The organism is Priestia sp. JSM ZJ58, from assembly GCF_044383985.1.
Classification (GTDB): domain Bacteria; phylum Bacillota; class Bacilli; order Bacillales; family Bacillaceae_H; genus Priestia; species Priestia zanthoxyli.
Map to the genome: position 1 here is coordinate 887703 of NZ_JBISEM010000001.1, position 23310 is coordinate 911012.

The window sequence follows — 23310 nt, forward strand, 5'->3', positions numbered from 1 at the left end:
GTATGAAAAGTGGTCGGGGTGCATTCACTTTTGAACGTACTCGGGCATTTATTCACTTGTTATCATCTACAATTTTATCCAATATATGCATAATTTATTTCGTTAGATGAAATTTTTGTAAAAGAGCAGATAAATAGTTTGAATTTTGTGATAATATTAAAATAGAGCGTTTAGTTAGTAATTGATGTCTCTATCACAAAAAGGAGGGGAAGTTATGTGCTGCAAACGAATCATGAAATAAAAAAGGTTGTTCATCGTTCGCTATCAGCTAAAATGATTGTAAAGCGTATGCTATTTATTTTAGTGGGGGCTCTTTTAATGGCCGTCGGGCTAGAATTTTTTCTTGTCCCTAATGAGGTTATTGACGGTGGAATTGTAGGTATATCTATTATTTTATCCCACTTAACGGATGTTCAAATCGGCTTTTATATCTTCGTATTAAATCTTCCATTCTTTTTTATTGGATACAAGCAAATTGGAAAAACATTTGCGCTATCTACGCTATTAGGTGTTATCATTCTATCCATTGCTACCTCTATTTTTCACGACTTGCCGGTCTTAACAGGCGACCCTCTTTTAGCAACTGTGTTTGGCGGAATTGTTCTCGGTGTGGGAGTAGGAATTGTTATTCGATACGGAGGTTCTTTAGACGGCACCGAGATATTAGCTATTTTATTTAATAAGCGTACGCCGTTCTCCGTAGGTGAGACGATTATGTTTTTTAATTTATTTATTTTGGGAAGTGCCGGTTTTGTATTTGGCTGGGACCGCGCTATGTATTCTTTAATGGCTTACTTCATTGCTTTTAAAACGATTGACATTGTGATTCAAGGTTTAGATGAGTCCAAGTCAGCTTGGATTATTAGCGAACAATATGAACAAATTGGTGAAGCAATCCTTGCTCGTTTAGGGAGAGGCGTCACGTATTTAAACGGGGAAGGTGCGTATACGGGAGATGATAAAAAAGTGATTTTTTGTGTTATTACCAGGCTTGAAGAAGCAAAGTTAAAAGCGATTATCGATGAGATAGATCCATCTGCTTTTTTTGCTGTAGCAGCTATTGCTGAAGTCAGGGGAGGAAGGTTTAAGAAACGAGATATTCATTAATGAAGGTTGTCTGCTAATGAGACTGCCCCTTATTATAGCTTACAGCCGAATTTTTAGCTTTCTCTGCTTGATTGTTTGTAATGGTTTACGTTACTTTTGCTGCTTCATGCATATTGAGCCCCTCTTTTTTCTTGTATGTCTTTGAAACAAACATGTAAAATGTCTAAAAGATATAAAAAGAGTACATAGTAAAAAAACAGAAAGAGGGAGTGACATGAAAAAAACGTTAAAAATACTAGGAGTCAGTCTTGCCGTTCTTGTTGCAGTAACCGCGGCTTTTTTTGTTATATGGTCGGGTTTTGATTATGAACCTTCAAAACAGCTTCACTCACTGGTAGATGAGAAAAAAGTAGTGAAAAAAGACGATTATTACGTATTTAAGCCTCAAACGAACAAAGAGATAAAGGCCGGCTATATTATTTATCAAGGTGCTAAAGTAGAGCCGTTAGCATATGGCTATTATGCTCAGCAAATTGCAAATGAAGGATATCTTGTTGCTGTTGTAGATTCTCCGTTTAATATGAGCTTCTTTAGTCAAAATAAAGCGACGGATATTGTGAAGAGCTACCCGAAGATTGCCGCATGGTTTATCGGAGGGCATTCCCTTGGAGGAGTGAGTGCAGCGTCTTATGCGTATGATCATCAAAACTCAATAAAAGGCTTAGTTCTTTTAGCATCGTATCCGATGAATAAAAATGATTTTTCAACCTCCACTTACCCTATTTTGTCTTTAACCGGTGAGAAAGATGGTTTGTCGACGCCTGAAAAAATTAAAGAAACCAAGCATTTACTTTCAAAAAATACGGAGCTGGTCCAAGTAAAAGGAGCTAATCACGCACAGTTTGGAATGTACGGGAAACAAAAAGGCGACAACAAAGCCAGTATTTCTCCTAAAGAGCAGCAGGATGAGCTAGTAAAAAGAACGGTAAAGTGGTTCAACAGTCAAATGAAAAAGTCCGTCAGTAACTAACTGACGGACTTTTTTTCTTTTTTTGGAAATAACACTTGAAAAAATAACCAGTTAGTTATATAGTTAGTTACATGAGTAATGAACCACTTAAGTGAGGTAGTCAAAATGAAACAATCATTAGATCATCAGCGACCAATTTTTCAACAAATCAAAGAAACCATCGAAGAGAATATTTTAAATGATGCTTTTCCAGAAGAAGAAAGAGTACCGTCTACGAATGAATTTGCCAAAATGTATCGCATTAACCCTGCAACGGCAGCTAAAGGAATTAATCAGCTAGTTGACCACGGAATATTGTATAAAAAGAGAGGGATCGGGATGTTTGTATGTGCGGGTGCCAAAGAAGTGTTGCTTACACAAAGAAAAGAAGAATTTTATAACCGTTTTATCGTTCCGCTGAAAAAAGAAGCACAGCATTTAGGAATTACGGTAACCGAGTTAAAAGAGCTGTTAGACAAGGGGGAAATAGAATGAATATAGAAGCGCAGCTGTTAAATAAATGCTACGGATCTAAGCAAGTGTTAAAGGATATTTCACTTACGCTAGCACAAAATAAAATATACGGACTGCTAGGTAGAAACGGAGCAGGTAAAACGACTCTGATGCAAATTGTAGCCGGACATATTCCAGTTACAACAGGAGAGGTAAAAGTGGGAAATCAATCTCCGTTTGAAAACCGCTCTGTTCTACAAAACATCTGCTTAATTAACGAAAGCGGAAATTTCAAAAAAACATTAAAAGTCAAAGACGTGCTAAAAATTGCCTCCTTTTTTTATCCTTATTGGAGCCAGGAAGCTGCTGAGAGGCTTATGGAAGAGTTCGATTTAGATTGTAATAGGAAAGTGAAGGCATTGTCTAAAGGTATGGAATCAGCGTTAGGAATTATTGTTGGGTTATCTTCTCGCACAAGCATCACAATTTTTGATGAACCTTATATTGGACTTGATGCTGCGATGCGAGCGCGCTTTTATGAGCTTTTATTGGATGAATATGAAGAATATCCACGCACGTTCATTATTTCAACGCACTTAATTGATGAAGTAAGTAATTTGTTTGAAGAAGTACTTATTATGCAAAAAGGAAAGCTGATTCTTCAGGATACAGCAGAAAATTTGCAGCAGCGCTGTGTAAGTGTGAAAGGACCTAAAAGTCAAATTGAAGAGTATGAAAAAGGAAAGCAAGTCATCCATGAACAAGTATTCGGGGGAGAGAAAAAAATAGTGCTGTTTAATGAAGATATTTATGCTGAAGAACTTGTCGACAGTTCGTTTCATGTAGAAGCCGTTCACATACAGGATATTATGATTTATCTTACAGCCAATCGTGGAGGTGTAGCGTAATGAAAGGACAGTTTGCAGCCATTAGTTATTCGCTCTACGTTGAACTAAAGTATTTAATGATTCGCTTTTGGACGATTCTGCTAGCTTTTGTTGCAGTAGATATTTTAGTGTTCAGTCAGGTGAATGAGCATCTTCTGTTAGTAACAAGTATGCCGCAGTATATCTTTTCAGGTATTGTAAGTTTTATTATCATTCGAAAAAGTTTTTCCTTTTGCTTAAAGTTAGGAGCTACTCGTAAAGCATATCTTTCAACGATGACCTGTGTTTTTGCTCTATTTGCAATTGTAATGTCTTTTATCAATGTTGTCATCATGAGCATTTCAATGAAGGTGATTAATAGTTTGAATTTAATGAATGTTCAGCTTTATTATGCAAGTGATTTTATCTTCCATGATCCTACTCTCGCTGTTCACTTTTTAACGGACGCTGTCTTTATCTTTTTTATTACAGCAGCCGCGTGTTTGCTTGGCAGCATTGTTTACAAATTCGGGCAAACAGGAGGGATGATCAGCGGTGCTGTTCTGGTGTTACTGTTCACAATTCCAGTAACAAAAGAACCGATTATTCATTTTATAAAAAGCTTTTCGAGCGGGTCGTTATTGCTTACATTCGGAACAATGGTTATCGTAAGCTTCCTACTCTTTCTTATCAACTGGCTGTTTTTAAAAAAAGCGTCTCCTGTCCATCAAGCCTAATAAAAAAGCAATCATTCCTTTACTGAATGATTGCTTTTTTACTGTACTTTTTTTGAACAAGCTGCATCAATATCTAGAATCCAGTCGTGAAACTTTTGCTGAAGCAGTTGAAGAGAAGACTGATTGTTTGATACGATGTCCAGGCCGCGCTCGTCGTATAGGTGGAAGATGGTTTCTTTATTCAAATTCACAATGTAACACTCTTCTTCAATAGCCGGATGAATATGAAGATCACGGTTGGCAATTGATTGCAAAAGAAGCTTTTCTTTCACATCATTTGTTTTACAGGCAATAATATACTCAGCGTTATTTAATAATGCTACGGATTGAACTTCTTGTTTCTTCAGGCGAGAGCGGATGAATTTTTTAATAGCTGTTTCTTTTTTCTTTTTTAAAAGTAAATCATCCTGTGCAGCATTCGCTTTGAAAACAAGCAGCAGCTCATCATTTTTTTCATGGAGTGTTTCAAAAATTTCGTAAGCGCGTGCGTACACATTTTTCATGTATTCTCGTTCCCATACGCCTTTTTGATTGGTAAGCGTAAAGCGAATACCCGCAGGCGCGTTATAAAAAAGAGGTCTTTTCATTTGAACATTTGGAAACATTGTTGTTAAGTATGATTGAAGCCGCATTGTGGTCATACGCAACACCTCATTTAGTTTAGTCCTGACTTAATATGTTGAATTTAGTCTATCACGTGATTAGCTAAATTTGTAAAGAAGTAATGTTATTTAATCAAAAGGTAACCAAACTGTTATATTTTGTTGATTTTGCATTATTTCTTTACACAACCTTTGCGGATGAACAGGTTTTTTCATACGCCTGTCGTATTACTTAACGTAGTAACGACGTGAAGAAAGGGTGATAGACGGTGAAAAAACAGCTTGTTCTTATTTCAATTGTTACAGCTGCTTTCTTTGTGCTTATTTTTCACAAAACGATCTTTCAAGAAGGTAATCCTCTTCCCATTGCATGGAGTATTGTAAAATTAAAGTCTTCAGGTGAAGATGTTGTTCAAATATCTGATAAGCCTAAGAGGTACCTCATTCATTCAAATGACTATTTAACGTTTATTAAACAAATGAAAAAGAAAAAAGTGAATTTTCAATATCAGGACGATAAAAAGTTTTATTTTAATAACGATGATGAACGCCAGCTGTTCATCAGCAAAAACTATACCGATAAGTTCACGATTATGGAACTAAAGAAAAAAGAGCTGACTGAAGCTGGCGTTGAGTAATAAGACTAATCTCTGCCCTGTGTACCAAAATCTTTAATTTGAACATCGACATGATAGTCGATGGTCGACTGGCTAAATATTTCATCCCATTCATGCTGATGTTTTTTCCAAAAATGAGGATGATGAATTCGTACGTAATTATGCAGGTCAAGCACATCAGCTTTGTAATTATTTTGTAATAAGCGAAGTGTTTTTTCTGCGTCTTTTCGAATAATTTTTTCTATTTTTTTCTCGGTGTTCTTTACATTAGAGGCGGCAAGAGCCTGTTTTGAAGTCTCCCAATCTTCTGATAGCCTGCCGCTTGTTTGAACGTTGATGTCAAAATGAAGGGAGTGATTTGAATCAATGCGGGCCTTCACATCTTGCTGAACATCTCCAATTTCATAGGAAAAGGGGTATGGACCGTGTTTGCCGTAAATAATTCCGCCTTTAATATTCCCCGTTAACCACGTTAAAGCCTCCACTTGGTGCTGAGTTAAGGTGAATTTTGCTTTTTTATCTTTTATGATTGCCGCGCCGTCTATTTCCACGCTGTTTTTTATTTTAGAAAGCCGCTGTATTAAAAAGCTTTGATCTGTTTTTAACTTAGCCGATAGCTCTCCCATGGTTAAGGGATTTAGAATTTTATTCGTTTTGAATTTATTGTAAACAAGCTCGTAAATTAAGTTGACTGGAGGCACAGACATTCCTTGAATCGTTAAAACGTTTTTAGCGTCTCCTTTTGTAACAAACGCAAGGCTGCTGCGCCGTATTTCATTATCACGTACAAACTGATTGATAAGCGCATCAAGAGGGATTGTCTTGCTCGCTTTTTCTCCTATTAAAAGTGCTCGCTGATGCTGGCTGTATATAGGGTCAGATTTCAGCGAAATATTTCGTGTGATTTCATGAATGGTAGGGCCGGCTGTTGTAATGTTTTTGTATGGAATGGAAGAAGACATATTTCCGGATTCCGTTTCGGTTAACGTTTGATGAGTCAGCACAAGCTGATTTTTTCCTGTTTTTGGTTCGATTTTTGGTGTAATATCCATTGCCACTCCTATAACAAGAGCAAGTTGTTCAATATTCCGATGGCTCATACAGCCGCATAATAAAAAAACGGTCATCATGACAGGAAGACATTTTTTCGTCATTTGAACACAACCTTTTTTATTTTCATTAACGTGCTGAAAAAAAGAGGGATAACTAAAAATGTCACTAAAAATGCCCAGCCTAATACCGTTGAAAAATGGGACACGTCGCTTGCTGTTTTGGGGGCTAACGAGCTCATAAATAAAATGGGCACAAGAAAGATAATATTGGTAGTTGACCGGTTTTTGAAAATCTTTTTAAATCCTGAAACAGCCAAAAAGAAATACATTACAAAAGTTAAAAAAAACTGAAGAAGCCAGACAATAAGTAAAAATAATTCAAGCCTCTCAAAGAAAATTCCTTTTACTTCATGCGTCTGAACAAATTCAATCGTAGGCCAAACGGTTGTTTTTACCTCCGGAACGGATAAAGCGCCTACAACTAATACGTAAGTGATAATATACAAAAGTAAAGGAATAGAAAATCCGATGATCGAAACTTTTCGTAAGTGATTTTTATTTTTCATATGCTTCGGAAGAAAGACAATGGTTTCAATCCCTAAAAAAGAAACAGAGACGGTTGTAAAGGCAGCAAGAAGCGGGCTGAATCCGTCAGCTAATACAGGCTGCAAGTTTTTTAAATCCACCATACCGATGCTAAGAGCGTATAAGGTAAGAAGAATGATGACCGTTACAGGAAAACATAGTGCCATTACTTTTCCAATAGAATCAATACCTCCCGTGATTAAATAAACGCCTGTCAAAATAAACGAAAGAATAATTAATTCAATGGGCATCGTTTCCAGTAAATAAAAATGAATCATTTCTGCCATAGCTCTTACTTCAAAGCTTGCTACAGATGTAAAATAAACGACCATAGTAAAGTTGAAGATATTTCCAATTATCTTGCCGGTTACTTCCTGTGTAAAATCAAACATACAGCTAATTGTAAAATACTTAACCATCCAGACTAAAAAAAGAACAATTCCAATAAACAAAAGACCGTCCATAATCAGTACAATCCATCCGTCTGCATTATTTGTCTGGTTTGTAATACTGCTTGGCAGTGTTAATAAACCGACGCCAAGCATAGTTGAAGAAATAATTGAAATGGCGTAAAAATCTGAAAGAAGCTTGCTTGATTGTGATTGTTGCATATGGTCCTCCTTTTGTTAGTTTTGTTTTGATTTATTTTTAGACTGTTTTAGGCTTTTGTTTGGAAGACGAACATAAGAGTCTTTCCACGCTTTTTTATTTAACGCAAAAAACGGTTTAAAGTAGGCTATACCAAAACTTTCGAGCTTAGTTAGATGAATGACAAGAACAAGGAAAAACATGGTCACTCCGTATAATCCAAAGATTGCTGCAATCATCATAGATACGAAACGCAAAATTCGAAACGAAAGGCCAATTCCATACTGAGGAACGGTAAAGGACGCAATTGCCGATACGGATACAACAATAATCATAACGGAGCTAACGATATGGGCTTCCACCGCTGCTTGACCAATCACAACCCCTCCTACAAGTCCAACTGTTTGTCCGACAGGAGTAGGGAGACGCAGCCCGGCTTCGCGCAATAATTCAAGCGTCACTTCCATGACCACTGCTTCGATAAAAGGAGAAAAAGGAACGTTTTCTCGTGTAGCCGCAATAGTGATAGCTAGCTCCGTCGGAAGCAGACCTTGGTTAAACGAAACGAGTGAAATATAAATAGCTGAAAAGAATAGGGTAATAAAAATAGACAAGTACCTTAGTAATCTCAGCAATGAACCCGCTATCCATCTTTCGTAATAATCATCGGGTGATTTCATAATCATATCGAAAGTTGTAGGTACTAAAAGAGCAAAAGGAGAGCCATCTACTAAAATGGCTACTCGCCCTTCATTCACCGCAGCGAGAACGCGATCCGGTCTTTCTGTATTTTGCACTTGAGGGAACGGTGAGTAGGGTGCTTCTTCTAAAAATTCTTCAATCATTCCTGAGTCTTGAATGTTATCTAAAGGAATGTCTAATAATTTCTCTCGGACTTGATTCACGATGTGAGTTTGACAGTGTTTATTATGAAAAACGATACTTGTTCGATGTTCCTTTGTATTTCCAATGTAAATGTCTTCAATAACCATTTCTTCTTCGGTAGAACGCTGCCTTAAAAGACCAAGGTTTTCATCTAAGTTTTCGATAAGCGCAATTTTAGGGCCACGCACTACTTTTTCTGTTGTAGGTTCACTTAAAGAGCGCTGTTTGGTCATAGACATATTCAGCGAATATGCCGTGGTGCTTTCGCTAATGAACAGCAAGGGCTGACCTTTAAAAAAACACGAGATCGCTTGCTTGTATGTATAAACTTCTTTGTCTTTAATGACAGAAATAAACGAATCGATGTCATCGAGTGTTTGCGTTTCACTTTTTGCTTTGGTCTCAACAATATGCTGAGTGAGATTATCAAGTTTTTCTCCGTCGACTAATCCTTGGAGATAAATAATGCATATATATTTTGTGGGGGACAGCCATAATTTTTTGGAACCAACATCTGTATTTTGACCCACCAAATCTAGAAACGTTTGAACGGTGTAGTCTGCATTGGGCTGAAATTTTGAATCAAGCATAAATAAACTCACCGCCTGTTGTATTAATGAGCTTAGTGTTTACGATGTAAAAACGAGTTATGCGAAAAATGTGGAAGAATAGAAAAGATATGTTATGGTAAAGAAAAGAGGTGATGGTATGCTACATTCATTTACGTTAAAAACGAATAAGCGTGACGAAATGATCGACGTTACGAGTCATGTACAAGCAGTAATAAGAACAGAAGGATTAAAAGAAGGGGCTGTAGTTGTTTACTGTCCTCATACAACCGCTGGTATAACAATTAATGAAAATGCGGATCCCGATGTAAAAACGGATATGATCCGACGCTTCGATGAAGTATATCCTTGGGAACATAAGTTAGATCTTCATATGGAAGGAAATACGGCGGCACATCTCAAAGCGAGCACGGTCGGCCCCTCTCAGCATATAATCATTCACGATGGGCAGCTGCTGCTAGGAACGTGGCAAGGAATTTATTTTTGTGAGTTTGATGGACCGAGGAACCGTACGTATTATGTGAAAATTTTATCCCTGCAATAACTTTTTTTCATACTCATTGTCCAACTTTCTTTTTAAAGTTGTTATAAAACAAAGTTTAGTTAATATAAATGTTATATAACAGTTAAAGGGAGAGATTGAATAATGGAAAAGATCGGTGCAGAACAAGAAACAGTAAAAAAAGAAAACGAAAAAACAAACTTTACATGGGTGGAAGAATACCCAACTATTTTAGACATTGTTAATGAGTATTACAGTACGTGTCGATAATGTGAAGAATCTGGGGCAAAATTATTTTAGTTGAAGGAAGATCCGAACGCGTTTGATTCTTGCTGGAGAATCCAACGCATTCGGATTTTTTCATTGATATAGTGAACGTAGATTTTATGTATGTAGACGAGGAGGCTCATCAGCCGCCTGGGGAAAGCGAAGTCTTACAAGGAAATCAACAGCAACGTAACAAGCAGTTGAGATTATTTATCTCGTTTGTTCGTCTTTGGATTGGAATAATTTAGTTAGGTCTTAATATCTTTTTTATAAAAAAGATATTATAGTAGCAATTTTTCTAAAAGGTTTAATATAATAAATATTAGGGTACTGAATTGTATGAAGTAAAGATAAAACGCATCGTTTCATACTATTTCCTTTTTTACCGCTAGTATAGCCTTGAAGAAAAAGTTTCATTTGATATACTAACTATACGCTTAGTCTTTAAGAGAAAGATGAAGATTCATTGTCATTGTTACACGCAGTGAATGAGCTGCCTTTGCTTGGCGAAAACGTCGTACAAACAAAGACAGATAGCGAATTGTTTTGGGTGCGTTCATTTAGTTCAAAACAGGGAGGCGATTAGTCTATGTTACTTGTACGTATGGCCATGATTGGTTTCTTTTCATTAACAGCCATATCATTGTTTTCTTTTCAGTCCGTTGAAATTATCCATGCCATTATGGACTTTTTTTCATCAGCTGATAAGTACTAAAAAACGATATCTTTTTTAAATAAAAAGCGGATAACCCTTAGGGGGCTATCCGTCAAAAACCGCCCAAAAGGCGGTTTTTTTATGCTTATAGCTGTGCTCACAAACGCACTGCATTCATTCTCTGATGACAAAGTCTACGTGTTTTTTTGATTAACATTCGTTGAAATAAGTATTTACGTACTGTTCAAACTGAAGCCAATCGTCCACGCGAGGGACATTTACTTCTTCGTTGTATGGGTAGCTCATGGCAACAGCATGGCGACCTGTAGCTTGAAAAGCCTTCAAATTATGCGGTGCATCATCAAATAGCAAGTCTCCGTATATTTTATCTTTTTGGTGTGTAAACACGATATTGTACTTTCCGATAAACGGAAGGTGTTTTTCAACCCACTGCTCTTTTTCTGTATAAGCATAGGTACGGCTGCTTGTGACAATTAAAATGGAAAACCTTTCATAAAGTCGTTTAAGAACCTCAACAGCATGAGGCAGAGGTTGTAAATGTAAAAAAAGCCCCGGCTGATCGAGGTAGTCATAAATCTTTGTGCCGCATTCCGGCTTTACATACTTTTCTGATTCCCAGCATTTTAACTTTTCAACCGATAAGCTGTCGCAATAATCTTTGTTATATTGGTTATGCCAATCCGTCATAAGATCACAAATGACAGAATCCATGTCAATTAAAAGGGTGTGCATTTATTCAACTTCCTTTACAGTATTCATCTACACGCTTGGTTTTGTAATGCGCTGCTTCTACTATACCAAATCTTTTACATGCAGAAAAAGAGCAAGCCGCATCAAAATCGCACAGCTTGCCCTTTTTATCGAAACTACATTCTTTTAGCACCTAAATAGCGTTTGCTCCAATAGCTCTCTTTTAGAGAAGAGATGCTCACACCTTTAGATGAAGAACAGTGAAGAAACTGGTTGTTTCCTAAATAAATTCCTGCATGGGAAGGCCCTTTTGTATAGGTTTGGAAGAACACAATATCTCCAGCTTTTGGACTTGAGACGCGCGTTCCTTTTTGGTAAATTTGAGCTACTGTTCGAGGAAGCTGAACCCCGCCGCCATGTTTGAACGCATAGCCAATAAAACCGCTGCAGTCAAAGCCGCTTGGCGTTGTTCCGCCCCAGCGATAGCGAACGCCCATGTACTGTTTTCCTTTGTTAATCACTGCGTTAGGGTTATAGCGCGCTGAGCTAGAAGACGATTTGCCCTTTGCTGAAACGCCTAGTTTAGCGTACGTTCCTTTTCCGACAATACCATCTGCTGCTAGTCCATTTTTGCGCTGAAATGATTTTACAGCAGAAGTTGTAACAGTCCCAAAGTATGTAGTCGTATTCCCTTTAAAATAACCTTTATTTTTCAACGTTTGTTGTAGTTGTTTAACATCTTGGTGATTCATGCCTTGGCGAAGCGTTTGGTCGCCTAGAGCCGCTTGGCTGACAATCGGGCTAGTAGAAACAATAACGCCAGCAAGCGTAAGAGCTGCTATTACTTTTTTCATAAAACTAGTACCCCCTGAAAATTTTTCCTGATTTGAGTAAATTCATCATATCATCTTTCGACAGTGTTCTACGTTACAATTTCATTACATATATGAAAAAAATGAAATATAAAGGTGAATATAGTCTTATAAAAGCTGTAATTAAAAGGGTTCTTTAGATGTGTAATATTGCTAGAAAAACTTTGAATATTTGACGGTAAATAACTAAAAGATATGAAAAAGTATGTACATTTAAAATTTAACAAAGAAATATGTTGTGAATTACTACACAAAAAGTTCGAACTCGGGTAAAATGTAGAACTATAATATAGTAGTCATATATGTGACTTTGATGAGGTGAAAGTAATGAAAAGAATAGGTGTATTAACAAGCGGCGGAGATTCTCCAGGTATGAATCCTGCGGTTCGTGCTGTTGTGCGTAAAGCAATTCATGAAGGTATGGAAGTTTATGGTATCTTCCAAGGATATCAAGGATTAATAGAAGGAAATATTAAAAAGCTAGAAGTTGGAGATGTTGGTGACATCATTCAACGCGGCGGAACGATGCTTTATTCTGCAAGATGTCCAGAATTCAAAACAGAAGAAGGGCGTTTAAAAGGTATTGAAAACCTTAAGAAGCACGGTATTGAAGGCTTAGTAGTTATCGGTGGAGACGGATCATATATGGGAGCTGTAAAACTAACAGAGCTTGGTTTCCCTTGTATCGGTATTCCAGGAACAATTGATAACGACATTCCAGGAACAGATTTTACACTAGGATTTGATACGGCTCTTCATACGGTTATCGATGCAATTGATAAAATCCGTGATACGGCGACTTCTCATGAGCGTACGTTTATTATTGAAGTTATGGGTCGTAATGCAGGAGACATTGCTCTTTGGTCAGGTCTTGCTGGCGGTGCGGAAACAATCCTTATCCCAGAAGCAAAAGATGAGTTCCAAGAAATGGTTGATCGTTTGAGAAAAGGACAAGAGCGCGGTAAAAAGCACAGCATTATCGTGGTAGCTGAAGGTGTAGCCAATGGTAATGAAGTAGCGAAACAGCTTCATGAAGCTGCAGGTATTGAAACGCGTGTAACAGTATTAGGACACATTCAGCGCGGTGGTTCCCCAACTGCTCAAGATCGTGTGCTAGGAAGCCGTTTCGGCGGTCGTGCAGTCGAACTTTTACTAGAAGGTAAAGGCGGCCGTGCAATCGGTATCCGTAAAAATGAAATTGTAGATTATGATATTATGGAAATTTTAGGTGAACCTCACCATATCAATGCTGATATGTACCGTTTATCTAAAGAACTTTCAATCTAATCACAGTGTTGCTGAGGCGAAACTTCTTATATTGAAGGAGTTTCGTCTTTTTTTGACTGCATCCCTGTCCCTTCACAGTGTTTGCATGTTTTCATGTAACCGATACCAGGAATAACAGCTAGCTTTCCGAGCCCTTTGCAAAAAGTGCAAATTAATTCAAAACCAAACATTGGTTCATCCCCTCTGTACACGTTTTCTTTCAGTTTATCATAAAAGTAGACAAATAATTTTAAAAATTATAGAAATAATCAAAAAAATGATTACATTTGAACAGCGAGTGATATAGTAAAGAGAGAAGACCATTTTATAAAAGAGGAGAGGAAGCGTGATGTTTAAACGAATTTTACTTGCCTCAGATGGCTCAGAGCATGCAGCTAAAGCAACAGAAAAAGCCGTTCAGCTGGCTCAGCTTACGGAAAACAGTTTTATTCAAGTTATTTATGCAGTAGAAGGTGATTCAAGATTAAAATCACTTAGCCGCGACGAGGAACGGGAAAGTCGGATACATACAACGGATGAAATTTTAAAGCAAGGAAACGTGGAGTATGAGATCACCTTTATGCACGGAGACGCGGCTAAAACAGTGATTCAATTTGCTAATCAAAATTCATTTGACCTTGTAGTAATAGGGAGCAGAGGGTTAAATCCTGTAAAAGGCATGCTGCTTGGAAGCGTTAGTTCTAAGATAGCACAGCAAGTAACAATTCCTGTGCTAATTGTTAAATAGGAGAGAAATGCAATGTCAAACCAGTACAAAGAATTAAAACAGCTCATTGATGATGCTAAACACATTTGTTTTTTTACGGGAGCAGGAATGAGCACAGAGTCGGGCATACCTGACTTTCGCTCTCAAAATGGCTTATATCGCCAAAACAAAAGCTTTGTGGACATAGTAGCTGCTGACTTCTATGAACAGTATCCTCATGAATTTTGGCCGCTGTTTAAAGAAATTTTTCATATTAAAATGCTGCATCATTATAAAGCAAATACGGGCCATCGCTTTATTGCTGAACTAGAAGACGCCAAAACCGTGCATGTGATTACGCAAAATATCGATGGGCTGCACCAAGATGCAGGAAGCACGAACGTTTTTGAAATTCATGGGTCCATTAAGAGAGCTCATTGTCCGAGGTGTAAAAAAGAGTATGACTTAGCGTATTTAAATCAGTCAGCTCTCCCACAATGTACAGCGTGTGAGCGCCTTTTAAAGCCAAATGTTGTTCTCTTTGGAGATGCCATTCATCAGTTCGATGAAGCAGTTACAGCAGCGCTGTCATCTGATTTATTCATCGTGCTTGGTTCATCGCTTGAAGTAGCACCGATTAATCAGATTCCGCTGCTTGTGAGCCGGTACAATCGTACAAATATGGTGATCATTAATAAAGAACCTACGCATTACGATTATTTGTTTGATTTGGTTATCTATGATTCCATTGGACAAGTGGTTGCAAATTTATAAGCGTCTATGCATGGACATAGCGCTTTTTTAGCATTTAGTGATAAAGTGTAGGGATGTATCATATGGTGTAGTACATCATCCATTCGCTAATGGATAGAAGGGATGTTTTTGCATATGAGTGGAGGCCTGAGAGTTTGTCTTTTCATTGTTGGTATTGCACTCAAAGTGACAGCTGTTTTGACTTTGATTTTTGAAATGAATCTTGTCCCTATTCACGGAAGGAGTCTCACTTATTATGCTGAAGCGATAGGTATGAAACTCCCCATTATCTGTTTTGTCCTTGGTTTTTTTTGTGTAGCAGCAAGCTTTTATTTGCCTGCTAAAAATCGCCGCACCAGTAAATAGCAAGGGCAGGAGACTAACTAAAACGTTTGACTGCAAAGTTTTTAACATTTAAAATAAAGTCAATAAGTTTAAAAAGAAATAGGATAATTATTCCTAAATCTTTTTAGATATACGGAAATAGAGGTGATTGGATGGGGCAGTGTACCACGTTGGCGAAGTAGCATTATATGCACCAGTGTCAAAGCGTACAATACAGTATTATACAAACCTACATTTGCTTCACGCATATCGCTCTTTATCACATAATCGCTCTTTTAAGGCGTTAACAGACTTTAACTTTATAAAGATTGTAAACTACTAAATTTTTTATAAATGAATTGGGAGAGAGAATCAGCGCTGAAGCAACATCATGAAATGAAGCGATGTGAGCCATTGCTTCACATCTAGAACAGCTGAATAAAGAATGACCTGCTAGATTAACGAGTGAAACGTGAGATAAGGAAGAAAGGCTGGCAGTTTTGCTCCATATAAAAATGTTTATACATTTATCATGTGATTCCTCCTTATATGCACTTTTCCAAGTGATCAGTACAGGGATAGAGTTCTTTATCCAAATTTTTTATTTTTTAGGAGGTGAGTCCTTACTCGTTTTTAAACGAGCTAAGGAACTTGATTGGACATATTTAACTTGATTTTACTAGCGGTACTGATTGCATTAACTGCTTTTTTCGTTGCTACCGAGTTTGCGATTATTCGCGTGAGGAGTTCCAAAGTGGATCAGCTTATAGCAGAAGGGAGCAGCAATGCAAAAGCTGCGAAGCAAGTTATTTCAAATTTAGATGAATACTTATCTGCGTGCCAGCTTGGTATTACGATTACTGCGCTGGGAATTGGTTGGTTAGGAGAGCCTACACTTTCGCATCTCCTGTCACCATTACTTGATCAACTAGGGATAAGCGGAGCGTTAACAAAAGTACTATCTGTTGCGATTTCTTTTGCGGTTGTTACATTTATAAATGTTGTGGTCGGAGAGCTTGCTCCGAAAACATTTGCAATTCAAAAAGCAGAGAAAGTCACTTTATTATTTGTTCGTCCGCTTATACTCTTTTATAAAGTAACCTATCCTTTCATTTGGCTATTAAACAGTTCTTCTCGTTTAATAACAGGGTTATTTGGTCTAAAGCCTGCTTCAGAAAATGAGCTTGCACACAGTGAAGAAGAGCTTCGCATCTTGTTATCAGAAAGCTATAAAAGCGGTGAAATCAATCAATCGGAGTTTAAATATGTAAGTAAAATTTTTGACTTTGATGATCGCGTTGCCAAGGAGATTATGGTGCCGCGTACGGAAGTCGTTTCAATTGACCAGGAAGATACGGTCGAATACATCCTTGAGATGGTCCAAGAAGAACGGTTTACCCGCTATCCGGTCATCGATGGAGATAAAGACCATATTATTGGAATGGTCAATATGAAAGAAATTTTAACCGAGATTGTCATGAACAACAGCAAGGAAAAAATAGATTTAAAACAGTATATCCGTCCTGTTATTGAAGTAATTGAATCGATTCCTATTCATGATTTATTGCTTAAGATGCAGCGTGAACGCATCCATATGGCTATTTTAATTGATGAATACGGTGGAACAGCAGGGATTGTAACAGTAGAGGATATTTTAGAAGAAATTGTCGGTGAAATTCGTGATGAATTTGATGCGGATGAACTTCCATTAATTCAGAAAGTCAAACCCGATCATTATATTGTAGATGGAAAATTATTAGTAAGTGAGCTTAACGAGCTGCTTGGCACGACAATTGATGATACGGATGTTGATACAATTGGAGGCTGGGTCTTAACGGAAAAATATGACGTCAAACAAGGAGAAAGCCTTAGCTTTGATCAGTATGATTTTACCGTTACGAAAATGGAAGGCCATCACATTCAATATATTGATGTGATTAAAAAACGTCAGGTACATCAAAGTACGGATGAAGCGGTTAATGTGTCGGACATGAACCAGTCACAGGCTTTATCTTCATAATAAGAAGGCGCATTGCGAAAGAGCAGTGCGTCTTTTTTATAAAGAAAGTGTGGAGGGAAGATGACAAAGTCATATGATGGAACTATGGGATAATATTACCGCTATGAATCTTGAAATCAATTTGCTTTAATAAAAGTATGAAAACTCTATCAAAACTTTTATTAGTAACATTGTTGTCTGTCACTCTAGCTTTTGGTCTTAATAACACTGCGCAAGCAGCAACCGTACATACCGTTCAATCGGGAGATACGATGTGGAAAATAGCAGTAAAATATCAGGTGGGTGTTTCCGAGCTGATTGAAGCGAATTCTGCTATTAAAAATCCTAATTCGATCTATCCGGGACAAAAAATTACCATACCAACAGATAAAGCGGGAAGTTCATACGAAGAGCAAGTGGTTCAGCTAGTGAATCAAGAACGTGCTAAAGTAGGGCTTAAGCCTTTAAAGTCTAATTGGGAAGTAGCTCGCGTGGCTCGCTATAAATCGCAGGATATGATTGATAAAAATTATTTCAGTCATACATCGCCTACGTATGGAAGTCCGTTCGACATGATGAAAAAATTTGGCATTACATACAGTACAGCAGGTGAAAATATCGCTGCTGGACAAGCAACTCCAAAAGAAGTGGTTAACGCATGGATGAATAGCGAAGGTCACCGTAAAAACATACTATCAAGTCAATTTACCGAAATCGGAGTAGGTTACGCTAAAGGCGGAAGCTACGGTCATCACTGGACTCAAATGTTCATTTCAAACTAAAGAAGAAAGGAAAAAAAGCTGACTACTAAGTCAGCTTTTTTTAGCTTCGAGCACTTTCTAGAAATTCTTTTGGATTGCCAGAAAGCTTTCCGTCCTGCTCAACGATGAGTGTGCGTGTAGGGAAAGCAAATTCTACGCCTTCTTCTTCAAGAATGTCCATAATTTCGAAGTTTATATTTTCTTTTACATCTAAGTAATCAGCAAAAACGGTTGTATTTGTAAAGAAATACAGATAGATATTTAAACTAGATTCATAGAAACCGTCAAAATTTACAAGAATCGTTTCATTGTGAATTTCTTCGTGCTCAGTCAGCATCTTTTTAATTCTTGCCACTACGGTTTCTAACTTTTCTTTTGGTGTATTATAATTCAAGTTTAAATGAAAGGCAATTTGACGTTTCCCCATTTTAGCCCAGTTAATAATAGGTTCATTAGAAAGAGTAGCATTTGGAACCGTTACGACTGCTTGAGCGAACGTTCGAACTTTGGTGCTTCGAAACGTAATATCTTCTACAACGCCTTCAACACTTGGTGTTTTAATCCAATCTCCAATGGTAAAAGGCTTTTCAGTAATAATTACGATTCCGCCGAATAAATTACTAACGGTGTCTTTTGCGGCTAGGGCAAAAGCAAGACCACCTAAGCCAAGACCTGCTACAAAGCCGTTTACGTTAAAACCCCATTCTTCTGCGATGATGGAGATAGAAAGCATAACAACAACGATGCGGATAAACTTTTCAATAAAAGGAATAATGATTCGATCCACTTGGATATCAAAATTTTTGGCAAACGTTGCAAAAAATAAATTGGTAGAAGCAGCTAAATTATACAAGCCCCATCCTGCAAGGCCAACAGAAGCTGAACGAACTAAATGTCTTTCCGTATCGGCTGTTAAAACATCAAAGGGAAGATAGGGAAGAGCAAGCTTGAAACCAATAATCACAAAAATCCAGCGCAGCGGCTTTTCAAAAGCTTCTAAAACGCTCGTAATTAAATTGATTTTTTTATTTTTGACAAAACCAATAATAAACTTAAACAAATAAGTCGTGAAAAGCTTGCGAAGAATTAAAAAGATCAAAAAGATCCCAATCGCAATCACGATTTTTTTCCAATCATCTAACGATGATAGAGACTTCAAAAAATCCATACAATCCTCCTAGTTACCAAAACTGTGCTACAGTCCATTTATATCCGTCAATTGAAAGCATTCCTATGTAGAGTGTTCTTTACCCTAAATTCATGCTTTTTAAAAGCTTCTTCCCTATTAAAATAGCACAAAAATACCTGTAAATCTATTTAAGTGATAATTATGAATATATCTCTTTTTAGTAAAAGAGACAGACAATAGTCTGAAAATAAGTTGTATAATAAATAGGTGATATTATAAACGTTAATTTATCTTATTATTTATTTAAAACGTTCGTTGGAGGGAGAAAGCTTTGTTAAGTCAATTAAATAGAATGCTAGAAAAATTGATGCCGTTTATTACGCCGGTCAGCTTGCTCATAGGAGTTCTTATCGGTTCATCATTAAGTCAGTATACCTTCTTAATTCCATGGCTTTTTGCATTAATGACGTTTGCCGGAAGTTTGAATTCAAACTTTCACCAATTAAATGCCACGATACATCGTCCATTTCCAATCATTATGGCTCTGTTTGTTTTACATATTTTTATGCCAGCATGGGCTTGGAGCGTTGGCCAAGTGATTTTTCCACATGATGTATTTACAAGCACGGGTCTTTTGCTAGCAGCAATTATTCCAACGGGAGTGACTAGTTTTATATGGGTCTCGATTTACAAAGGAAGCATTCCTCTTGCACTATCCATTATTTTAATTGATACTCTTTTAGCACCGCTTATCGTTCCTTATACGCTTTTATTGGTGGTTGGAGACACCGTACATTTGGAAGCGCTAAAGTTAGTCAAAGATTTATGTTTTATGATTGTCCTTCCATCTTTGTTAGGCATGTGCTTAAATCAATATACAAAAGGAACAATTAAGCAGACCTTAGGACCAAAGCTGGCACCTGTTTCGAAAATAGGGTTAAGTGTGATGGTTATGGTAAACGGGGGAGTGATTGCACCTTATTTAAAACATATTGATAAAAAACTGCTGTTTATTATCGTGATCGTCTTTTTAATGAGTTCAGCTGGTTATTTCTTCAGCTGGATGATTGGCAAATGGCTAAGATGGGACCGAGCAAAAGTTGTGACGCTTACGTTTTGCGGAGGCATGAGAAATATTAGCGCCGGAGCCGTATTAGCCGTATCTTATTTTCCAGCTCCCGTTGCTGTACCGGTCGTATTAGGGATGTTATTTCAGCAGGTATTAGCTGCTTTATCAGGGCGTTTAGTTCAAAACTATTACCAGAAAAAAGACGCTGAATTTGCTTCATTAAAATAAATTAAAAAAGCAAGGGACGAACCACAGTAATCATAAAGTAAGCACTCTGGTTTAACGATCAGAGATAAGATACTTTTACACTTGCTGCGTTCAAGATAATGAGATGATTAGAAAAAGCTGCGGTGTGGCATACTAGAAAGAAAAAGGTCGGATATTCTTGCTTATCAATATAGCGCTGGCGTTTGTTTTACCTTGGATTTTTGGCACCCTCTATTTACATCCTAGAAATCGTCGTTTACTGCCTTTAGTAGGAACTGCTTTTTGCATTTTAGCAATCGTTATCAATGAATTAGGGAGCTATTATGGCTTTTGGAAACTCCGGACTTCTTTAGAAAATGAAGCATTAGAAGCGCTGCCTTTTAATTTAGGTGTTTATCCTGTATTGGCCAGCTATATGATTTTTTTAATCCAGCGAATCGGAAAGCCTCATTTTTTTATTTTTCTTATAGCGCTGTTTACAACATTTTTAGAAGGAACGTATATGTATATGGAAAGAGTTATATACGGAAACGGATGGAATCTCGGCTGGACATTTTTTTCCTACTGGATTCCGTACAGCGTAATTTATTTATACTATAGGTATTTGGTTAGTCTTAGACTGCTTCACTAGAAGAAAAAAAGAAGTAAATTTGCACAATAAAAAAAGCCGTGAGTATTCACGGCTTTTTTTATTAGATCGCTTCTTTAGAGCTAGATTTATCTTTTGAATGATCCCATGCATCAATATTATCAAGTCCAGAAATGCTGTCTTGATAGAAGACAGGGTCTTTTCCAGCTTTCTTTTGGGCAAGATAATCTTTGAGTGCGGCAAAGGCCACTTTCGAGAGCAGGAGAATTGCGATTAAGTTGACTACTACCATAAAGCCCATAAACAGGTCTGCTAAGTCCCATACAAGCTGAATTTGAGAAATAGAACCGAACACGATCATTGCAAGCACAGCAACACGATAAGTCATCAGCCAAGCTTTATTTGTGTTCAAGAACTCAATATTTGTTTCTCCGTAGTAGTAGTTACCAATTAATGTACTAAACGCAAATAGGAAAATCATAATTGCAAGAGCACCTGTTGCCCAAGAACCAATATGAGTGCTTAAAGCAGCTTGTGTTAATTCAATACCGCTTAAATTTTTATTTGTATAAGCACCTGAAAGTAAAATGATAAAGGCAGTACTACTACAAATAATAAGCGTATCCGTTAATACACCAAAGGCTTGAATTAATCCTTGTTTTACCGGGTGGCTTGTTGTTGCAGCTGCGGCTGCGTTTGGCGCACTACCCATACCCGCTTCGTTTGAGAATAATCCGCGTTTAATTCCTTGCATAAGAGCTGCTCCAAGAGAACCGCCAGCAATTTGCTCGAAACCAAATGCATTTTTAACGATTAACGCAATAAGAGAAGGCATTTCTTGAATGTTCATAATAATAATGAAGAGTGCTACTGCAATGTAGGCAACAGCTAGTACCACAACAATGTATTCTGACATTTTTGCAATACGCTTAACTCCGCCAAAAATAATGGCAGCGAAAGCCACTGTCATAATAATTCCTAACACTAGACGATTCGTTCCGAACGCATTTTCAAACGCAAGGGTAATCGTGTTTGATTGTACAGCATTAAAAATTAAGCCGAAGGATAAAGTGATTAAGACAGCAAACAGTCCGCCCATCCAGCGCTTTTTTAACCCTTTTTCCATATAGTAAGCCGGTCCGCCTCGGAAGCCGCCGTCTTTGTCTTTTACTTTGTATATTTGTGCTAACGTACTTTCGACAAATGCTGAAGCTGAACCAATAACGGCAAGTACCCACATCCAAAATACAGCACCAGGTCCCCCTAAAGCGATCGCAATCGCAATACCTGTAATATTCCCCGTACCAACGCGGGCTGCCATACTGATACAAAACGCTTGGAATGGCGAAATTCCGTCTTTAGAAGAGCTGTCCGCACCTTCTTTTAATACACGAATCATTTCTCTTAATAACCGAATTTGTAAAAACTTTGACCTGAATGTAAAAAACAAACCAAATGCAATCAGCATCGCAATCAGTAAGTAGGACCAAAGAAATTCGTTGATTGAACTAACAAAACCTTGAACTACTTCTTGCATAGTTTCACCTCTTCATGAATTATAGTAGAATAATAATAAAAAACGTGAATTTATAGAATTTTCCCTCTATTTAGATAGATCTCCCTATTTCCCCGCTGTTTTTCTTCATTATCCTTGTCGAATCTTGTTGCTAAATCTGAACCTTATATATATATAAAATAATAATTTTGGTCTTTTGTCAACTAACCTCACATGGAAAAATAGGGTGATATGACAAATGAAGCGGGTATGAAAAGGTGATAACAGCAGGGATGAAAGAAATTTCATTTTGTTTTACTTAATTGTTGCTAGAAAATAAAAGTTTTAGGCCAAGTACCCCAAAAACGGTTCCTTTTACATATTTTAATGTGTGCTGAAAGATACGGCTTTTTTTGACTTTTTTCCCAAGGCCAGAAGCAAATAGCGCAATAAGTGAAAAGATGATGAGCGTTTCGGCGATAAAGATGATCCCAAACAAAATCATCTGCAAACTTACATGTCCAAGAGATGAATTAACAAACTGCGGTAAGAACGTAATGAAGAAAATAGCTACTTTTGGATTGGTTAAGTTGCTAACAAATCCTTTTCTAAAGTGATGGTGGTGCTGAACGTTTTCTGTTAATTCCAACGGACCGCTTTTTTCGCGAAACGATTGGTAGGCTAAAAACAGCAGGTACAGAACACCTACAACCTTTAGAATCGTAAAGGCAATAATTGATTTTTGAAAGATAATAGATAGCCCCACTGCGGCTAAAAGAGTATGTACAAATGTTCCCGTAATAGATCCCAGTACGGTTTTGATGCCTGCTTTGACGCCTGAAGCAATACTTTGTGTCATTACAAAAATCATGTCTTGTCCTGGTATTAAGACAATGATAAGTGACACGGCTATGTAAGGTATAAGCCAAGAAAATGTCATGATAATTCCCTCCCAACAGAATTTTAACCATTTCGACAAAAAGTTCTCAAGAGTG

The 23310-nt window shown here is 37.4% G+C and carries 27 protein-coding genes; 17 read left to right on the forward strand and 10 right to left on the reverse strand.

The window, feature by feature from the left end; all coding sequences use genetic code 11:
- Nucleotides 1-216 precede the first annotated feature (216 nt).
- From ACH6EI_RS04515 to ACH6EI_RS04535, 5 genes are all read left to right on the forward strand, one after another.
- Nucleotides 217-1107, forward strand: a complete 891-nt coding sequence (locus ACH6EI_RS04515; protein ID WP_013058693.1) for a YitT family protein — start codon at nt 217-219, stop codon at nt 1105-1107.
- A gap of 214 nt (nt 1108-1321) precedes the next feature.
- Nucleotides 1322-2077: an alpha/beta family hydrolase gene (locus ACH6EI_RS04520; protein ID WP_049166054.1), complete on the forward strand. Its 756-nt coding sequence runs from the start codon at nt 1322-1324 to the stop codon at nt 2075-2077.
- A 105-nt stretch (nt 2078-2182) separates the two neighbouring features.
- On the forward strand, nt 2183-2551 hold the full coding sequence (locus ACH6EI_RS04525; RefSeq protein WP_028415095.1) for a GntR family transcriptional regulator: 369 nt from the start codon (nt 2183-2185) through the stop codon (nt 2549-2551).
- Entirely contained in the window at nt 2548-3417 is an 870-nt protein-coding gene (locus ACH6EI_RS04530) for an ABC transporter ATP-binding protein (RefSeq protein WP_028415094.1), read from the forward strand. The genes ACH6EI_RS04525 and ACH6EI_RS04530 overlap by 4 nt, the downstream gene beginning before the upstream one ends.
- A complete protein-coding gene (locus ACH6EI_RS04535; protein ID WP_033579869.1) occupies nt 3417-4112 on the forward strand; it encodes a hypothetical protein in 696 nt (231 codons plus the stop codon). Before ACH6EI_RS04530 ends, ACH6EI_RS04535 begins: the two co-directional genes overlap by 1 nt.
- 38 nt (nt 4113-4150) lie before the next feature.
- Here ACH6EI_RS04535 and ACH6EI_RS04540 read toward each other — a convergent pair whose 3' ends face one another.
- Complete coding sequence (locus tag ACH6EI_RS04540) at nt 4151-4753, reverse strand: DUF3885 domain-containing protein (RefSeq protein ID WP_013058688.1); 603 nt, start codon at nt 4751-4753, stop codon at nt 4151-4153.
- 230 nt (nt 4754-4983) lie between these two features.
- Here ACH6EI_RS04540 and ACH6EI_RS04545 point away from each other — a divergent pair, with 230 nt between their 5' ends.
- On the forward strand, nt 4984-5352 hold the full coding sequence (locus ACH6EI_RS04545; RefSeq protein ID WP_028415092.1) for a hypothetical protein: 369 nt from the start codon (nt 4984-4986) through the stop codon (nt 5350-5352).
- Between the two features lie 5 nt (nt 5353-5357).
- Here the strand turns inward: ACH6EI_RS04545 and ACH6EI_RS04550 are convergent, their stop codons facing one another.
- The 3 genes from ACH6EI_RS04550 to ACH6EI_RS04560 are packed head-to-tail and all read right to left on the reverse strand — an operon-like array spanning nt 5358 to nt 9031.
- Nucleotides 5358-6485 (reverse strand): Ger(x)C family spore germination protein, encoded by a 1128-nt coding sequence (locus ACH6EI_RS04550; protein ID WP_098113575.1) that lies wholly within the window; start codon nt 6483-6485, stop codon nt 5358-5360.
- Nucleotides 6482-7579 (reverse strand): GerAB/ArcD/ProY family transporter, encoded by a 1098-nt coding sequence (locus tag ACH6EI_RS04555; protein WP_063248346.1) that lies wholly within the window; start codon nt 7577-7579, stop codon nt 6482-6484. Before ACH6EI_RS04555 ends, ACH6EI_RS04550 begins: the two co-directional genes overlap by 4 nt.
- Before the next feature lie 15 nt (nt 7580-7594).
- Nucleotides 7595-9031, reverse strand: a complete 1437-nt coding sequence (locus ACH6EI_RS04560; RefSeq protein WP_028415089.1) for a spore germination protein — start codon at nt 9029-9031, stop codon at nt 7595-7597.
- A gap of 118 nt (nt 9032-9149) precedes the next feature.
- Here ACH6EI_RS04560 and ACH6EI_RS04565 point away from each other — a divergent pair, with 118 nt between their 5' ends.
- The 3 genes from ACH6EI_RS04565 (at nt 9150) to ACH6EI_RS04575 (ending at nt 10494) form a co-directional block, all read left to right on the forward strand.
- Entirely contained in the window at nt 9150-9554 is a 405-nt protein-coding gene (locus tag ACH6EI_RS04565; protein ID WP_028415088.1) for a secondary thiamine-phosphate synthase enzyme YjbQ, read from the forward strand.
- A 102-nt stretch (nt 9555-9656) separates the two neighbouring features.
- Nucleotides 9657-9782 (forward strand): hypothetical protein, encoded by a 126-nt coding sequence (locus ACH6EI_RS04570; RefSeq protein WP_016765283.1) that lies wholly within the window; start codon nt 9657-9659, stop codon nt 9780-9782.
- Nucleotides 9783-10368: 586 nt separating this feature from the next.
- Complete coding sequence (locus tag ACH6EI_RS04575; RefSeq protein WP_013058681.1) at nt 10369-10494, forward strand: hypothetical protein; 126 nt, start codon at nt 10369-10371, stop codon at nt 10492-10494.
- Nucleotides 10495-10644: 150 nt separating this feature from the next.
- On the opposite strand, the gene ACH6EI_RS04580 is transcribed toward ACH6EI_RS04575, so the two are convergent.
- Both ACH6EI_RS04580 and ACH6EI_RS04585 read right to left on the reverse strand, forming a co-directional pair.
- Nucleotides 10645-11187, reverse strand: coding sequence for a 5' nucleotidase, NT5C type (locus ACH6EI_RS04580; protein ID WP_028415087.1), 543 nt, complete (start codon nt 11185-11187; stop codon nt 10645-10647).
- A gap of 134 nt (nt 11188-11321) precedes the next feature.
- Nucleotides 11322-11999 (reverse strand): C40 family peptidase, encoded by a 678-nt coding sequence (locus ACH6EI_RS04585; RefSeq protein ID WP_013058679.1) that lies wholly within the window; start codon nt 11997-11999, stop codon nt 11322-11324.
- 345 nt (nt 12000-12344) lie between these two features.
- Here ACH6EI_RS04585 and pfkA point away from each other — a divergent pair, with 345 nt between their 5' ends.
- Nucleotides 12345-13304, forward strand: a complete 960-nt coding sequence (gene pfkA, locus ACH6EI_RS04590) for a 6-phosphofructokinase (protein ID WP_028415086.1) — start codon at nt 12345-12347, stop codon at nt 13302-13304.
- 26 nt (nt 13305-13330) lie between these two features.
- Here the strand turns inward: pfkA and ACH6EI_RS04595 are convergent, their stop codons facing one another.
- Entirely contained in the window at nt 13331-13474 is a 144-nt protein-coding gene (locus ACH6EI_RS04595) for a hypothetical protein (RefSeq protein WP_013058677.1), read from the reverse strand.
- Between the two features lie 158 nt (nt 13475-13632).
- Here ACH6EI_RS04595 and ACH6EI_RS04600 point away from each other — a divergent pair, with 158 nt between their 5' ends.
- From ACH6EI_RS04600 to safA, 5 genes are all read left to right on the forward strand, one after another.
- Nucleotides 13633-14031: a universal stress protein gene (locus tag ACH6EI_RS04600; protein ID WP_013058676.1), complete on the forward strand. Its 399-nt coding sequence runs from the start codon at nt 13633-13635 to the stop codon at nt 14029-14031.
- Nucleotides 14032-14043: 12 nt separating this feature from the next.
- On the forward strand, nt 14044-14763 hold the full coding sequence (locus ACH6EI_RS04605; RefSeq protein WP_028415085.1) for an NAD-dependent protein deacylase: 720 nt from the start codon (nt 14044-14046) through the stop codon (nt 14761-14763).
- 114 nt (nt 14764-14877) lie between these two features.
- Entirely contained in the window at nt 14878-15108 is a 231-nt protein-coding gene (locus ACH6EI_RS04610; protein WP_016765278.1) for a YuzI family membrane protein, read from the forward strand.
- A gap of 613 nt (nt 15109-15721) precedes the next feature.
- Nucleotides 15722-17086 carry a hemolysin family protein gene (locus tag ACH6EI_RS04615; protein ID WP_028415084.1) on the forward strand — a complete coding sequence of 455 codons (1365 nt, stop codon included), beginning with the start codon at nt 15722-15724 and terminating at the stop codon, nt 17084-17086.
- Nucleotides 17087-17223: 137 nt separating this feature from the next.
- A complete protein-coding gene (gene safA / locus ACH6EI_RS04620; protein WP_099331238.1) occupies nt 17224-17847 on the forward strand; it encodes a SafA/ExsA family spore coat assembly protein in 624 nt (207 codons plus the stop codon).
- A 40-nt stretch (nt 17848-17887) separates the two neighbouring features.
- Here the strand turns inward: safA and ACH6EI_RS04625 are convergent, their stop codons facing one another.
- The gene (locus tag ACH6EI_RS04625; RefSeq protein WP_025750169.1) at nt 17888-18994 is read right to left on the reverse strand and encodes a mechanosensitive ion channel family protein; all 1107 of its coding nucleotides are present in this window, start codon (nt 18992-18994) and stop codon (nt 17888-17890) included.
- Between the two features lie 292 nt (nt 18995-19286).
- On the opposite strand from ACH6EI_RS04625, the gene ACH6EI_RS04630 reads away from it, so the two are divergent.
- Both ACH6EI_RS04630 and ACH6EI_RS04635 read left to right on the forward strand, forming a co-directional pair.
- On the forward strand, nt 19287-20252 hold the full coding sequence (locus ACH6EI_RS04630; RefSeq protein ID WP_048019912.1) for a bile acid:sodium symporter family protein: 966 nt from the start codon (nt 19287-19289) through the stop codon (nt 20250-20252).
- Between the two features lie 157 nt (nt 20253-20409).
- Nucleotides 20410-20862, forward strand: a complete 453-nt coding sequence (locus ACH6EI_RS04635; protein WP_028415082.1) for a CBO0543 family protein — start codon at nt 20410-20412, stop codon at nt 20860-20862.
- Nucleotides 20863-20923: 61 nt separating this feature from the next.
- Here the strand turns inward: ACH6EI_RS04635 and ACH6EI_RS04640 are convergent, their stop codons facing one another.
- Together ACH6EI_RS04640 and ACH6EI_RS04645 are read right to left on the reverse strand one after the other, a co-directional pair.
- Nucleotides 20924-22357, reverse strand: a complete 1434-nt coding sequence (locus ACH6EI_RS04640) for an alanine/glycine:cation symporter family protein (RefSeq protein ID WP_028415081.1) — start codon at nt 22355-22357, stop codon at nt 20924-20926.
- A gap of 277 nt (nt 22358-22634) precedes the next feature.
- Nucleotides 22635-23255: a LysE family translocator gene (locus tag ACH6EI_RS04645; RefSeq protein ID WP_028415080.1), complete on the reverse strand. Its 621-nt coding sequence runs from the start codon at nt 23253-23255 to the stop codon at nt 22635-22637.
- Nucleotides 23256-23310 lie beyond the last annotated feature (55 nt).